The following is a 14,269-nucleotide window of genomic DNA, read 5'->3' on the forward strand; positions in this document are numbered from 1 at the left end:
CAAATTTGAAATATAAATAAGTTAATGATCTGGAGTATTTGTAGAGCTCTTATTTTCAACCTACATCATTTATACGGGAGTTCAAGATCTAAATGTGCATTAGTTCTATAAGACCAACTATGAGTGGCAAGAACAGTAAATCATTTATGAGAACACCCACCTATCGAGAGATAGGTGTCAAAATTAGAGTAGCGGTATTTTGGATTTACAAATTTATTATTCAAAAAGTAAATACGTATATCATTAAGAGAGGCAAAAATGCCTCTCTTTTTTATTTCTTATCAAAAATTCTTCTAAAATCAATAATATAGTAAAATATTAAAAAATCATATCTAATGAAAATAATTAATTAAGTTTCCCCACTATCACTAAATAATAATTAGATATATATAAAATTACAAATATATAAGTACAATTAATTACATTAGTATAAATAAAAACATTTGTATAAATACATACAACATCACAATTATTTATATTTACATAAATAATTACAACAATGTTTACATTTATGTTTGTGTAAACATAAATATCATTAGTTTTGTTTATACTAATATGTATAACATTGTTATTACATATGTTTTTCACTATTATGGTTTTCTGAATATGTACTTAAATTCTTATGTATTTTAGATGTTATATGTATTTACTTTCATTGTTTTTTATTTCTAAAATTTTAATTTATGTTGTTATATTTTTAAAATATTTTTGATTTTATAATTATAAATATGCCGTTATTTATACTATAAATATTTATATTTTTAATTAATTTATACATATAAATATAAGAGTAAAAGAGTAAATATTATTTTGAATAAATAAATAAAAGATTAAATTAGTAATTGAAGAAATGAGTAAAATAACCTTATAATAAAATTACTGGAATAATTTTGCAAAAGGAGGTGATGATATGGAAATTATAGCAGTATGCAATCAAAAGGGAGGTTGTGCTAAAACAACAACAGCTATAAATTTAGCAGCTGCATTAGGACTATCAGGTAAGAAAGTTCTTGTGGTAGATAATGACGCTCAGGGTAATTTAACACAGAGTATAGGAGTAAAAGAGTATAAGCATACAATTTATGATTGCATGACAGAAGATTTGTCTATTAAGGATGCTGTAGTTAAAACTGAATTTAAAAATATTAGCATAGTCCCAGCTGATCTTAACTATTCTAATATGGAAATGGCATTTGCAAGAGTGGAAAAAAATGAGTTTTTACTTAAAAAAGCTTTTGAGAAAGATAAGATTCAATATGACTATGTACTTATAGATTGTAGTCCATCTTTAAGTTTAACTACAGTTAATGCTCTTGTATGTGCTGATAGTGTGCTTATACCCCTAGAACCCTCTATATTCAATTTACAGGGTTTAGCACAGCTCATAAACGTTTTTAAACTTACTATGAATAACTATAACAACAAATTAAAGGTTAAAGGTGTACTTTTAACTAGAGTAGATTCAAGAAGTAATTTATCTGATGATTTTGCAGAACAACTAAAAGAGATATTTGGGAAAAAGCTTTTTGACACCATGATACATCAAAATGTAGCTATAGTACGAAGCCAAATAGAAAAGAAACCTCTTGCGTATTTTGATAAAAATAGTAAAGGGCATAAAGAATATGTATCCTTAGCAAAGGAGATGATTAAACGTGGCTAAAAAAAGTGATAACACAAATATTAAAAATCTTGGAAAGGGAATACTTGATACCCTTACAAGTATAAATGAGGAAAAGAGTAAAAAAGTAAAAGATGAAAAAAATAATACTGTAAATACTCCTAAGAGTACAACAGTATCAGACAAAAAGAGTAAAAGAGTAAATATAGAAAATAGTAAATTAATAAATACTCAAAATAATAATACCATAAAAGAAGAAAACAATAAATCTGTAAATAAAGAAAAAAGTAAAGATTCTAAAGAGAAAAAGAGTAAAAGAAGTTTTATGCTTAAAGAAAAGAGTATACAAAAGTTAAACATGTTGAATATGGCTCTAAATGATAAGGACCTTAGCACTATAGTTGATGAGGCAATAAATCTCTATTTTGAAGAAAACAAGGGCAATATAGAAGACTTGATTAGCAGATATAATGCTTTGAAATAAACTTAAGATACTATGGCAGAAGGTATCTTAACATTAAGTGTAAGTTACATTGAAATTAAAGAGCTTTTCAGCTCTTTAATAATTTTTTGAAAAATTTCAAAAATAGTCTTTTAAATGAGATGTTAGATAAGCAAGTATTTAGAATCTCTTTTATTATTTTACTATATAGAATATATACTCTTAGTATCAATAATAATATAAAAGTAAATTAATAAATACATAAAATAATAAAAGAGTAAAAATTCTTTGCATTAACCTTAATATGATATAATTACATATATAATTATATGGAATAATTTAAATCAATTTCCAGGGGGATTAATATGTACAACTTTATTTGGATACTATTGTTAATTGCATTTGTAGTATATGAATCATGGTGGAGACCTAAAGTTTGTAAAGAAAAAATTAATGAGGAAATAAAAAAAATAGGCGGGGAAGTATTAAGCATTGAAAAATTAACTTCTAAAAAGGAAATATACCACGTAATATACAAGGTAGGAGAAAAGCAAGAGAAAGTGGTTATAGAATTTAACTTTATTTATGAACAATTTTGGAGGTAAATATTTTAATGAATTTTTCATAGATGGAATAAAAGAAGATAAGAATTTTGGAATAAAGATTCTTATCTTCTTTTATTCTTATTTTATTATATTCTTTTATTGGTTTATTGATTTATTATTTTATTATTATGTTCTTTTATTCTTTTACTCTTTTATTTTTCTTATTGTATCTGTAAATTATCCAAAATATCTTCTAATATTTTCTGGACAAATTCAGATTTTCCCATGCCTGCTTTTTTAGATAGTTTATCAATTTTATTTATAGTTGATGGCTTTAAATAATAAGTTGATCTTTTTAATTTATCCTGCTTGGCTTGTTTTTTGATTACAAATGTATTTGTATTTGTGTCAACATTAGTGGATGTAGTTTTATCATCATAATTAATTACATTAGTGTCAGTATAATTATCTACAGAAATATCTGCATTTTTATCAATATTATTGTTTGTAGTATTATCATTAATGGTATTTGTATTTTCACTTACATTTATGTTTTCATTATTATCTGTATCATTGTTTGTGTTTACATCATCATAAATATTTACATCGTTGTTTGTACTATTGTTTACATTATTATTTACAATGTTATTTGTATCTTTATCATTATTTTTATCTGTAATTTTGTTTGTGTCTATAATATTATGCGAGTCGTTGTTAGATGCTATGTATGGTTGATTATTTTCAAGAGTAGTTTTCTCTGCTTTTTCTCTCTTTTGCATCATTTGTTTTTTTAATTTTTCAAAGTTTGAATTTATATCATTTTGTTTTTTAGCCAAGAACATTCACCAACCTTTCTAATACTTTAAAGAATTGATCAGCAGCTTCATTATCATATTCAAACACGGTTTTACCCAATTTTCCAGCTTCCGTAATTTTAACTCTTCTGTTTATAGGATCTGTTATTATATCTTTTTTATCAGAGAAAAACTCCGTTAAAAATTGAAGATTTTCTTTAGCATCATTAGTTCTTTGGTCAAACATATTAGGAATTATTAAACCTATTTTATCAGCAGAAAGACGAAGGTCTGATAAGTATTCATAAATACCGCCTACAGCACGAACAGATGCAGCTTCTACTTGAACAGGCATTATTATTTTATCTATATAGCAAAGAACTGCATCATTGATTTTAGTTCTTTGAGGACCACAATCTATAATAACGTAGTCATATCCAAACTTCTCAATTCCCTGAAGCTTTTCATTTAATACTAAATCAATTCTAGGTTCTCTATAGAATTCGGCATTGATTTGATCTATATGTTTGTTAGGAATAAGATCTAGATTTTCACGAACATTTATAATACAGTCTTTAACTGGTGTGTTACTCCTTCTGTCTACAAGTTCATAAAAAGTGTTTTTGTAATCTTCCTCAGTAATTCCTAAAAAAAGTGAACTATCATTTTGACCATCTAAGTCAATTAAAAGAATTTTAAATCCAAGTTTTGCAAGTCCATGAGAGAGCTGCACTGATACAGTACTTTTTCCAACTCCACCTTTGTTATTTAAAACAGCTAGTTTTTTCATTGATTTTTATCCCCCTAGTTATCTTTATTTAAAACTTTTTCAAGTACTTGAATTCTAGTTTTACCTAGAAGTTGTTTGGGTTTTGAAGCTATTTCGTTTCTATTATTTTTATAAAATTTATCCTTATTAGCATTTACAATTGATACTATGTTTTCTTCTAAATTTGAATCAGAAAGGTTATTTTCAAAATATGAATCAATTAAACTTTTTAAAGCATTACCTAAATCTAGTTGATTTTTATAGTAAAGTCTTATGTTAATATTATCCAAAACTTAACCTCCTTTTATACTATTTTATACCTAGATTTATATATATTTTATACTATTTTTAGATTTAGAGTCAAAGATTATTTAGAATTTATTTCATAATATGATACATTCCGCAGTGCTTTACATACTAATAATTATTAGAGCATAATTAACATTATGTAAAGTATATTAAAAAAGCAAACTAATAACCACTTAAATTACTGTAAGAGTATTTTAATTATGATATAACTAATATGTTTTAATATGGTACAATTGGAAATGAATTATTATTGAACAATTTAAAGAAATTAAAATATACTTTAGCGTAGTTAAAATTGAGTTTATTACAAAGAGAGGAGATTTTATAAAAGTTTATTACAATATAAGTGAGGTGGGATTTTTAATAATAAGTTTCTATATAATATAAAATTTATTATTAAACAAATTTATGTCAAAATACGGAATATATTTAATCATTATAGTTTTTATTGATACAGTCGTTAGTTGTTTAATATTAAGATATAAAACTCAAAAGATACTTTTAAATAAAAAATTATTTTTAAAAGTATCTTCATATAGTAAGAAACGTCTTATACTATGTATTATCATATTAATACTATATTGCTTAGTTCAAATATTTATTGAACAAAATATTTATTCAATTAAGCATATATATTTTGTTTTATATTTGGTAATATATTTTAATATATTAAGTTTAAATAATAAATTAATATTTATTGATAATGGATTTGTGTGGAATGGCAAACTTATATATTATGTTGATGTTTTAGGAATTGAAATAAAAAAGCACAAAAAAGATAAATTAATTTTAAAAATGGAATGTAATAATAAAATTAATATTGAAATATTAGTATCAGAAGAACAAAAAAAAGTTATTATGAATATAGAAACCTTAGTCGCAAGCTCTTTTGGAAAATCCCCCGGGGGATTTTAACAATTCAAGGTATATGTTATTCTTAAAAACAATAGTTCTACAGAACTAATTTATTCGTGGAAAAATTCTGAGAAACAAGGAGCTGAAAATATAGTTGCAACTCCTATATAAAAAATAATATATCCACTGTCACTTAATTATTGCCTTGAATAGTTACTATACAATAGCAAAAAAATATGAAGCAACCATTTTAATATAAATAAACTTTTTTATATCTTTTTAAAACCAATAATGAAACAAAGAGCGAAGAAAATTCAGCAAATGGAATCACTAACCATAATCCATTCAATTTAAAAAGGTTAGGTAATATCATAAAACCTATAATACAAAATACAAAGGTTCTAGAAAAAGAAAGTAATGCTGAAATTTTTCCGTTAGATAAAGCTGTAAATAAACCAGATGTATAAAGATTAAATCCTGTGGCCAAAAATGAAAAAGCAAAGATTTTCAATCCATTCAATGTTAGATTATATACAATATTTGTTTCAGAGATGAATATTCTAACAATAATTGGTGAGAAAGCAAAACAAAAAATAAAAATTATCATTGAGGATATCATAACAAAAACTTTTGAATATAAATGATATTCTTTAATTTTTAGTGAATTTTTAGCACCGTAATTAAAACTAATAATAGGAGAAACACCTGCAATATGTCCTAAATAGATTGATATCATCACGAATTGAATGAACAATATTATTGTAATTGCAGCCACTCCATTTTCACCAGCATATTTAAGAGCGATGTAATTAAAAAATAATGTAGTTATTGCGGCAGATACCTGAGTTACCATTTCAGATGAACCATTATATATAGTATCTTTTAATAATTTCAAATCTAATGATGGCTTAACATATTTTAATGTAGATTTTTTACTTATAAAATATAAGGCACATAAAATAGTTGAAAAAGCTGATCCAATAAGTGTTGATAAAGCAGCACCTTTAATACCAAAATTAAATTGATATATGAATACATAATTAAGTATCAAATCAATTAGTCCCCCTAATAAAGCAGCTAATAGACTAAAGTTAAAGGCACCATCCACTCTTGTAAAATACTCAAAAACCATTTTAAGTATATAGAAGGGAGTGCATAATAAAATTATTATTCCATAGCTCCTGCAATAATTCATTAAAGTTTCTGTAGCACCTAAAAGAGAAAATAAATTTTCATTAAATATAAGTCCTACAGCACTAAAAATAACCCCAATTATTAAAGAAACTAGAACAATTAAGCTAAATCTATTATTAGCCTCCTTTAAGTTGTTTTTTCCTAATGAAATAGATATCAGAGCACTGCCGCCAGTTGCAAACATAACACCAATGCCACACATTAAGTTAATCATAGGAAGTACAATATTAATGCTGGCTAAGGCATCAGATCCAACTTTGTGAGATACAAATACACCATCCATAATTGTATACAATGATAAAAAAAGCATAGATAAGATTGGTGGACAAGTAAATTTAAAGAATTCCTTAAATGATGTTTTCTGTGAAAATGTATTTTCCATATATAATCCTCCTTATTCTGAATGTTTACTAATAGAATAATAAGATATATAGTAACTATATAGGCAAGAGTTTTTTGAAAGGAATTATAAAGATGAAAGATAAAGAATGTTTTTCCACAGGAGAGTTCGCAAAGCTAGCAAATGTATCTAAGCAGACTTTAATTTATTATGATAAATCGGGTATTTTTTCTCCTGTTTATAAAGATGAAAATAATTTCAGGTACTATTCTTTGAGTCAATTTGAGGCATTAGATACATTAATAAGTTTGAGGGAAATAGGGGTGCCGCTAAAGGAGATTAAGGCATATCTAAGTGATAAAGATATTGAAAATTTAGCAGAGTTACTTAAGAAGAAAAATCAATTAATAAAGGATCAAATTAATAAGCTAAAACATATTAGCAACAAAATAGAAAATAAATCCTTAAAGTTAGAAAAAGCTATAAAGCACCAACTTAATACGGAACCTTATTTTAAAAGGTGTGACCTTACATATATTTTCACTTCTAATGTTGAGAGTGATGATTATAAAAAAATAATGGCAAAAATTATTGAGTTTATCAAGCAATGCAAAGATAAAGAGGAATTTGATAATGGAAATCCTATTGGAGGTATTATAAGAAAGGAAGATATATTAAGAGGAAAATTTGATAGGATAAAGGATATATATATTATTATTGACAGTAAAACTTTACATGATAATGAAAGGGTTAAACCAAAGGGAATTTATGCATGTATTAATCATAGAGGCGGTTATGATACAACATATATTTCATATAAAAAGCTAATAGATTTTATAGAAAAGAGTGGATATGAAATTATCGGAGATGCTTATGAAAATGAACTCATAGGATATCTTTCAGCTCAATCACAGGAGCAATACTTGATAGAGTTATCTATACAAGTACAATAGTAGCAAAACTGTTCCAGTTTTTGTAAGACACATGACCCATTACAAAAATTAGAAGATAAATGGATAATCTTTGTTGCTAAGAGGAGTGAATTCTTTGAGAGTGATAATTAAGGTATAATTAAAAATATGTTTAGTATATAATTCCCATAATTTTTTCTCCTTAATGATAAATTAGTGACTTTATTAATATTTTACTATAATATATAATTAAAGTATATTAATACAATAATTGGTTTTAAACGCAATTAAGCAACATTCTTAAAGTATACATAAAGGGGACTAGAAAATGGGGAATCCAGCTAACCAGATAATGACTATATTTTTTTACCAGAAATATATTTTCATTTAGGATCACTTATTTTTGGACATTAAGTGTTTTTAGTAATATAGTGTGAATCAACTTTCAAAATAGGAGGGAATTATGAAAGTTAAATCATGGTCAAAGTATTTTGTTTTTATCTTCCTAATACTTGTAATAGTATTTGGGGGACAATATATTTTGGAAGGAATTAGAAAAAATGCTCAAGCAACCTATATTATCCCTTGGTACTTAAGTGTTATAATGATTATTTTTTATGTAAGTATAGGTTTATTGATGGGTTTAGAACATTTAATTTGTGAAATAAAAAAAGAGGGAACTTGGGCGATTAATTTACCTAAAATAGTATTAATGGGACTACCCTCATTATATTTTTCACTTACAGTTTTTATATGCTATAGTAACAACCAATTTGTGAGAAATGTATGGGCATATCCTATTGGTATATTAATAAAAAATACAACCATTATATCTGTCTTTCAACTGATACTTGGTTATTCGATTATTACGAGTTTTTATAAGCACAATGAAAAAATGTAAATATAGTTATTACGTAATAGCAAAATATTATAAAGAAAAGTTTATGTTACATAGCTCCTGCATCTGCAGGAGTTTTTTATTTCACTAAAATTTGTATTAGCGTTATCGCCAATATATATTTCTCAATTTCTACAAATAAATGAAATATGTAATATTATCGTAGAAATATTATGTATGTCAAAAAAACATCTGTGTTGAAAAAGAAACATTCATGTGATATTCTATATGCGTTTGTATAAATTTGTAGAATATACAAATTAAAAGTGTTATATGAAATAATATAAAACAAAGGAGAACATTAACAAATGAAATGGTATTTAAATCTAAAAATTAGAACTAAATTATTATCATTTTTTTTGTAATTACTTTACTTATAGGTGTTGTTGGGGGCAATGGAATATCCAGTATGAATAATATTAACAACGAAATGACAAGTATGTATTTTGATAGATTAGTACCTATAGAACAAATTACAAATGTTCAAAAAAACATATTACTTATTCGTCTAAATCTATCTCAACCTTTAATTCAAGGAAATGATGTATCTGTTTCTGAAATAATAAACACGGTTAAAAAGCTAAGAGAGGAAAATATTTCTCTTATAAAGAAATATACAAATACACACATGTCAAAAGAAGAAGAAGAACTAGTAACTGCATTTCAAAAAAATTTAAATGAATATAGAGTTTTTCAAGACAAATATATTCAACTGCTACAAGAAAACAAATTAGACCAAGCAAAATTCATATTCAAAAATGTAATTACAACTGGAATACAAGTAGAAAAATCAATAATTGACTTAATAAATCTCAATCAAAAAATTGCAAAAGAACTAAATACAAATGGTGATATCGTATATAATCAATCTAAAAATTCACTGATAATCTTTATTGGTATAGGTATACTTCTTGCATTAACTTTAGGAATTACATTAACGAAAATCATTACAAGTAGCCTAAAAAAAGGTGTTAAATTTGCTAACGCTTTAGCTGACGGAGATTTAACCCAGGAAATAAATCTTGATACAAAAGATGAGTTAGGAATTTTAGCTAAAGCTTTAAATAAAGCTTCATTAAATACAAAAGAATTATTAAGAAAAATTATTTCTGATTCCTCAAATATGAATGCTTCTAGTCAAGAACTTAGTACTACTATTGAAGAAATTTCTGCACAAACACAAAACATAGATGCCAGCGTACAAGAAATTTCTGCAGGAATGGAAGAGACAAATTCTGCTACCGAAGAAGTAAATGCCTCTGAAGAAGAAATTTATAATTCTATTAAGGTGCTTACACAAAAATCAGAAGAAGGAAGTATCTCTGCAGAAAAGATTAGAGATAGAGCTGAATCAATGAAATCCAATGCAGAAGAATCAAGAAATATTGCAAAAGCTATATATACGGAAAAACAATTAAATATTTTAAAAGCAATAGAGGAAAGCAAAGTCGTTAAAGAGATTGAAAAAATGACAGTTATTATTTCAAATATTGCTAATCAAACAAATTTACTTGCCTTAAATGCTGCCATTGAAGCTGCTAGAGCAGGTGATGCAGGTAAAGGATTTTCTGTTGTAGCAGAAGAAATAAGAAAACTTGCTGAAGAATCTTCTGAAACAGTAGGAAGTATTGAATCAATTATTACACAAGTACAAAATGCATCTAACAATTTATCTGATAACTCAAATGAAATATTAAAATTCCTAGAGGAAAAAGTTCTTGTGGATTATGAAACATTAATAGATATATCAGAACAATATTTAAAGGACTCTGAATTTGTAGATAATCTAATTGAAAATTTTTCAAATACCTCAAAACAAATAGAAGAAAATATACAACAGGTTAGTTTAGCAATAGAATCAGTTTCTTCTTCAATAGAACAAGGAACTATAAATACACAAGAAATAGCTACAAATATTGCTGAAACTACCAACGCAATAGAATCTGTAACAAATGTCGCAGGAGATCAAACACAATTAGCAGAAAATTTAAATACACTTGTTCAAAAGTTTAAAATTTAGAGGTTTATTATGGAATCTAAAAGAAAGCGTAGAGCCAATAAGAAGTGAGAAAAAAATTAAAGATTTAAAAAAATATCTTTTAGGATCTAATAACATAAGAAATTATACTCTAATAGTTTTGGGTTTAAATTCAGCGCTAAGGATTTCAGATATATTAAATTTAACCTGGAATGACATATATGATTTTGAGGAAAGGACCTTCAGAAGTCATGTATATATCAAAGAAAAGAAAACTGGAAAAGATAAAAAGTTTCTGCTTAACAATAACGCCGTATTTGCCCTTAATAAGCTAAAGAAACAGCTTGGATAAATCCCCTAGATCATGTTTTTCAGAGCAGAGAGAGTCAAATTAATTGAATTATAATCTAGAATATTGTTTTTATTTACATAATAGTATATAATTATAGTACGTAATATATTACGTACTATATTGAGTTGAATTTAGTGTATGTATGATAGATAAATGAATATAATAAAAAAGGATGAATGTGAAAGTGGGTGTTGTTATGACCAAACCAAGTATTACTAAAGATCAAATGGTAAAGTCTTCAGAAGCAGCAAAGAGATTTGGAACAATTAGAAAAAGAGCTAAAGATCAACCTTTATATATAACGGATAATGGAAATATAGATTCAGTTTTACTTGGATACGAATATTTTGAAAAAATGTATAAAAGACTTATGGAGCTAGAAGAAAAAGAGGAAGAAAGAAGGTAGATATTCTTAAGATTGTTTATATACTTACAATTGAAAAAAGAAGAGATGATTTAGTATTTAAAATTGCTCATAATAGAAATTCTAAGTTAAAAAAACTACCTAAGGATCAATTATTAGAATCTATGAAAGTATCCAAGGTTTGGATGAGGAATAATAAAAAGTGATTACTTGAATAAAATGGTACCTATAGATTGGACACGTAAAAAAAGAGTGTCTAGTTTATAGGTGTCTTTTTTGTATAATTATTATTGAATATGGAGGCCTTTAGTATGAGTAAAATTACATGTATTTGTCAATGAAGGATTTAGGATCGTTAGTGGTTTTGGTAAAATCGAAGCAATACATTCCGGGAATGGATGGATCATAAGGCCATAGTTAAAATTAACAAAAGAAACCTCATTGGTATTAAAATCAACGAGGTTTCTTTATTAGTTTTCTGAATTAATAATTAGATTATTAACATAATTGTAATCAAATTTTGAATCTGAAATTTTATAATATCCATTGGGAAATCTAGGTTTATCTGATCTTATAGAAATAACAGTCAAATTATCTTTGAATATTTCAGTAATGAATATATAATAAGAATCCGATTCTGAATAAAATTGAAACCAATATGAAAAATAATCATCGGTTTCATGTTTACAAGTTTCTTCATTTCTTTCTTTAAGAGGTATTAATTTTAAATTCTTAAAATATTTAAAGATGAGAGCATTAGTATTTGAATTATGACTAGTTTTATCTATCTCATTATTAGAATAATACTCTGTAAAATAACATTTTTTAGGAATATCTTGAGATATTTCTGTTAAAGGATTATGTGGTATCTTGTAGTATATATAATTTTCATAAAAATGTAGTAACGATAAAAACACCACGAATAAAATAATTAAATATTTAAACTTTTTCATCCCTATAATTTCCTTTCAATATATTGCTAATACTATTTCTATATATATTATACTGCTTTAAGTTCTTTTCCAGATGTTTTTCTACAAATATTATTAGTACGATAACTAGCAACTGTTCCAACATATTTAGTTTTAAAATTAAACTTTTTAATTTAAATATCTAATATTTCGATATAAGGATCAAAATGATTTTCATTACGAGGAGTTACATAAACATCAGTTATTATATTATGTTTTCCATCTACAGTTCTATGATTTAAATAAATATAGAAAGTTTAATCATTGGTTCATATTTGATTATATTTAGTGTTTTTCACTCAATAAAAACAGATAGGAATTTCCTAAAGGATTTATTTGGATATTAACAAAATTGGAAATACTTTCAGTTTCAATGTTCATAAGAAATATTCTCAGATCTTCTTTAGTCAATGTATTCTCTTAATTCTGATAGTATTATTGTAAAAAATTCTACTAACTCTTCTTAAAAACTTATCTTTGAGTTTGCACTCTATGACAGTAATCTTGCTACTACCCCAACTAATAATAGTAAACTACTTATTACTAAGCAGCACTAATTTTCATTGGTTTAATATGGTATAATTGGAAGTGGATTGTTGTTGAGTAATTTAAAGAAAGTGTGTCTGAAAGAAGAATAATATGTTAATATGAGGAGAATTTCATTATGAAAAGAATACGGGTAAGAATTATATTCTCAATATTATTGGGAGTAATAGTTTTAATCTATTTATACACTACTTTACCAAGAACATATAGCAAAAGTTTTGAAGGTATAAAATATAGATTAGGAGAAACAAACAATCAATTTATTGAGAAAGTCTCAATTTCAATTAACGGAAAACTATCAAAAAACTTTATTTTTGGAAAAAAGTTTGTAGGGAAAATAAAAATTAATGATTTAGAAATTCCTAAAGAAATAGAAGAAATAGAATTAAAATTTGATAACTTTAACAGAGCTAGTATTGACTACTTTTTTTCCAATGAGCAAGATGATTCTTTTCGTGCAATATATGGAACCATATATATAGATGATGATTTTAGTCAATTAACCATTGGAATTTCGGAACCAGAGGATTTGTATGCAAATAGTAAACACTGGGATAGCATTAATGGACTAATGATATCTGCGCCTGCATCTAATAGAAAAAGAGCATTAGAAATATCCAATAATTTGATGAAGGACGTTTTATATAAAGATTTACAATAAATATTCTTATATATAACAATATGTAATATAAAGTTTACATAAAGGGGATTAGAAAATGGGGAATCCATCTAACCAGATAATGACTACATTTTTTTTACATTTGATTTTACTATTTATATTAATAGGAATTGGATTTTATGGCTTTGTACTTTTTGTTAAACTTGCTCGTAGAGGAATAAAAGCTCTTGATATTTATATAGATAAAAATAGTAAAGATATAAGTGAACAGTGATTATATTCTTTACATATTACATAATATGAGGAGAAAAGTTAAAATGAAAAAATTAAATAATAACAAACAAGAACAACAAAAACTTTGGAAATTCATAGGTGGATTTTCTGTTTGTATAGCTATATTATCGATTGGCATAGTTGTGTTTCAAATATTGTTTATCTTAAAATTTGGAGGTATGCCTTTAGTACTTACTCCTTATATAAGTCCAGTAGGAATTATTTTAGGTATTGCATCTTTTTTAATATATAGCAATAGGCTTGCTAAACTAGGAATTATAAGTAACATCATACTATTCTTTTTACCATGGATATATTTCTATTTAGGAACACTTATTTTGGGACCTTAAGTGTTTTTAGTGATATGAAATGTTCTTAAATGATGATTTAAAAGATTAATAATCCTAGAAGTAGTTAAATCATAATAGCAAAACAGTGTGTGACAAATAAGATGCACTGATTTAAGATAAAATTTAAAAATATAAAAT

Annotated in this window: 17 protein-coding genes and 1 other RNA gene; 13 read left to right on the plus strand and 5 right to left on the minus strand. The window is 25.4% G+C overall.

All coding sequences use genetic code 11. From position 1 onward, the window contains the following. Positions 1 to 23 precede the first annotated feature (23 nt). From ssrS to OW763_RS13915, 4 genes are all read left to right on the plus strand, one after another. Positions 24 to 210, plus strand: a non-coding RNA gene (ssrS, locus tag OW763_RS13900) — 6S RNA. 700 nt (positions 211 to 910) lie between these two features. Further along, on the plus strand, positions 911 to 1,663 hold the full coding sequence (locus tag OW763_RS13905; protein WP_268041746.1) for a ParA family protein: 753 nt from the start codon (positions 911 to 913) through the stop codon (positions 1,661 to 1,663). Next, a complete protein-coding gene (locus OW763_RS13910) occupies positions 1,656 to 2,105 on the plus strand; it encodes a hypothetical protein (protein ID WP_268041747.1) in 450 nt (149 codons plus the stop codon). Before OW763_RS13905 ends, OW763_RS13910 begins: the two co-directional genes overlap by 8 nt. A 323-nt stretch (positions 2,106 to 2,428) precedes the next feature. Next, positions 2,429 to 2,668 (plus strand): hypothetical protein, encoded by a 240-nt coding sequence (locus tag OW763_RS13915; protein ID WP_268041748.1) that lies wholly within the window; start codon positions 2,429 to 2,431, stop codon positions 2,666 to 2,668. Between the two features lie 161 nt (positions 2,669 to 2,829). Here OW763_RS13915 and OW763_RS13920 read toward each other — a convergent pair whose 3' ends face one another. From OW763_RS13920 to OW763_RS13930, 3 genes are read right to left on the minus strand one after another with little or no spacing between them, the layout of a single operon-like run. Next, entirely contained in the window at positions 2,830 to 3,444 is a 615-nt protein-coding gene (locus OW763_RS13920) for a hypothetical protein (protein WP_268041749.1), read from the minus strand. Then, positions 3,437 to 4,192 (minus strand): ParA family protein, encoded by a 756-nt coding sequence (locus OW763_RS13925; RefSeq protein ID WP_272507470.1) that lies wholly within the window; start codon positions 4,190 to 4,192, stop codon positions 3,437 to 3,439. The genes OW763_RS13920 and OW763_RS13925 overlap by 8 nt, the downstream gene beginning before the upstream one ends. 14 nt (positions 4,193 to 4,206) lie before the next feature. After that, positions 4,207 to 4,461, minus strand: coding sequence for a TIGR04540 family protein (locus tag OW763_RS13930; protein WP_268041750.1), 255 nt, complete (start codon positions 4,459 to 4,461; stop codon positions 4,207 to 4,209). A 730-nt stretch (positions 4,462 to 5,191) separates the two neighbouring features. Here OW763_RS13930 and OW763_RS13935 point away from each other — a divergent pair. Then, the gene (locus OW763_RS13935; protein WP_268041751.1) at positions 5,192 to 5,395 is read left to right on the plus strand and encodes a hypothetical protein; all 204 of its coding nucleotides are present in this window, start codon (positions 5,192 to 5,194) and stop codon (positions 5,393 to 5,395) included. 190 nt (positions 5,396 to 5,585) lie between these two features. On the opposite strand, the gene OW763_RS13940 is transcribed toward OW763_RS13935, so the two are convergent. After that, the gene (locus OW763_RS13940) at positions 5,586 to 6,911 is read right to left on the minus strand and encodes an MATE family efflux transporter (RefSeq protein ID WP_268041752.1); all 1,326 of its coding nucleotides are present in this window, start codon (positions 6,909 to 6,911) and stop codon (positions 5,586 to 5,588) included. A 92-nt stretch (positions 6,912 to 7,003) separates the two neighbouring features. Between OW763_RS13940 and OW763_RS13945 the strand changes: the two genes are divergently transcribed. The 5 genes from OW763_RS13945 to OW763_RS13965 all read left to right on the plus strand — a co-directional run bounded on the left by OW763_RS13945 (position 7,004) and on the right by OW763_RS13965 (position 11,414). Then, positions 7,004 to 7,822, plus strand: coding sequence for a MerR family transcriptional regulator (locus OW763_RS13945; RefSeq protein ID WP_268041753.1), 819 nt, complete (start codon positions 7,004 to 7,006; stop codon positions 7,820 to 7,822). Between the two features lie 421 nt (positions 7,823 to 8,243). Continuing rightward, a complete protein-coding gene (locus tag OW763_RS13950; protein WP_268041754.1) occupies positions 8,244 to 8,681 on the plus strand; it encodes a hypothetical protein in 438 nt (145 codons plus the stop codon). 349 nt (positions 8,682 to 9,030) lie between these two features. Then, positions 9,031 to 10,698 (plus strand): methyl-accepting chemotaxis protein, encoded by a 1,668-nt coding sequence (locus OW763_RS16935; protein ID WP_268041981.1) that lies wholly within the window; start codon positions 9,031 to 9,033, stop codon positions 10,696 to 10,698. After that, positions 10,676 to 11,008: a tyrosine-type recombinase/integrase gene (locus OW763_RS13960; protein ID WP_268041755.1), complete on the plus strand. Its 333-nt coding sequence runs from the start codon at positions 10,676 to 10,678 to the stop codon at positions 11,006 to 11,008. Before OW763_RS16935 ends, OW763_RS13960 begins: the two co-directional genes overlap by 23 nt. 196 nt (positions 11,009 to 11,204) lie before the next feature. Then, positions 11,205 to 11,414: a hypothetical protein gene (locus tag OW763_RS13965; protein ID WP_268041756.1), complete on the plus strand. Its 210-nt coding sequence runs from the start codon at positions 11,205 to 11,207 to the stop codon at positions 11,412 to 11,414. Positions 11,415 to 11,842: 428 nt separating this feature from the next. Here the strand turns inward: OW763_RS13965 and OW763_RS13970 are convergent, their stop codons facing one another. Continuing rightward, positions 11,843 to 12,325 (minus strand): hypothetical protein, encoded by a 483-nt coding sequence (locus OW763_RS13970; RefSeq protein ID WP_268041757.1) that lies wholly within the window; start codon positions 12,323 to 12,325, stop codon positions 11,843 to 11,845. Positions 12,326 to 13,007: 682 nt separating this feature from the next. Between OW763_RS13970 and OW763_RS13975 the strand changes: the two genes are divergently transcribed. From OW763_RS13975 to OW763_RS13985, 3 genes are read left to right on the plus strand one after another with little or no spacing between them, the layout of a single operon-like run. Beyond that, positions 13,008 to 13,550: a hypothetical protein gene (locus tag OW763_RS13975; RefSeq protein WP_268041759.1), complete on the plus strand. Its 543-nt coding sequence runs from the start codon at positions 13,008 to 13,010 to the stop codon at positions 13,548 to 13,550. A gap of 55 nt (positions 13,551 to 13,605) precedes the next feature. Then, positions 13,606 to 13,782 (plus strand): hypothetical protein, encoded by a 177-nt coding sequence (locus OW763_RS13980; RefSeq protein WP_268041761.1) that lies wholly within the window; start codon positions 13,606 to 13,608, stop codon positions 13,780 to 13,782. Between the two features lie 43 nt (positions 13,783 to 13,825). Next, positions 13,826 to 14,131: a hypothetical protein gene (locus OW763_RS13985; protein WP_268041763.1), complete on the plus strand. Its 306-nt coding sequence runs from the start codon at positions 13,826 to 13,828 to the stop codon at positions 14,129 to 14,131. The last annotated feature ends 138 nt before the right edge of the window (positions 14,132 to 14,269 follow it).

The organism is Clostridium aestuarii (genome assembly GCF_026735135.1).
Taxonomy (GTDB): Bacteria; Bacillota; Clostridia; order Clostridiales; family Clostridiaceae; genus Clostridium_H; species Clostridium_H aestuarii.

What these genes read in the sequence shown, in the direction of transcription:
- OW763_RS13905 (WP_268041746.1), top strand. Translation starts at nt 911, where the DNA reads ATGGAAATTATAGCAGTATGCAATCAAAAGGGAGGTTGTGCTAAAACA.
- OW763_RS13915 (WP_268041748.1), top strand. Translation starts at nt 2,429, where the DNA reads ATGTACAACTTTATTTGGATACTATTGTTAATTGCATTTGTAGTATAT.
- OW763_RS13925 (WP_272507470.1), bottom strand. Translation starts at nt 4,192, where the DNA reads ATGAAAAAACTAGCTGTTTTAAATAACAAAGGTGGAGTTGGAAAAAGT.
- OW763_RS13940 (WP_268041752.1), bottom strand. Translation starts at nt 6,911, where the DNA reads ATGGAAAATACATTTTCACAGAAAACATCATTTAAGGAATTCTTTAAA.
- OW763_RS13945 (WP_268041753.1), top strand. Translation starts at nt 7,004, where the DNA reads ATGAAAGATAAAGAATGTTTTTCCACAGGAGAGTTCGCAAAGCTAGCA.
- OW763_RS13950 (WP_268041754.1), top strand. Translation starts at nt 8,244, where the DNA reads ATGAAAGTTAAATCATGGTCAAAGTATTTTGTTTTTATCTTCCTAATA.
- OW763_RS13965 (WP_268041756.1), top strand. Translation starts at nt 11,205, where the DNA reads ATGACCAAACCAAGTATTACTAAAGATCAAATGGTAAAGTCTTCAGAA.
- OW763_RS13970 (WP_268041757.1), bottom strand. Translation starts at nt 12,325, where the DNA reads ATGAAAAAGTTTAAATATTTAATTATTTTATTCGTGGTGTTTTTATCG.
- OW763_RS13975 (WP_268041759.1), top strand. Translation starts at nt 13,008, where the DNA reads ATGAAAAGAATACGGGTAAGAATTATATTCTCAATATTATTGGGAGTA.
- OW763_RS13980 (WP_268041761.1), top strand. Translation starts at nt 13,606, where the DNA reads ATGGGGAATCCATCTAACCAGATAATGACTACATTTTTTTTACATTTG.
- OW763_RS13985 (WP_268041763.1), top strand. Translation starts at nt 13,826, where the DNA reads ATGAAAAAATTAAATAATAACAAACAAGAACAACAAAAACTTTGGAAA.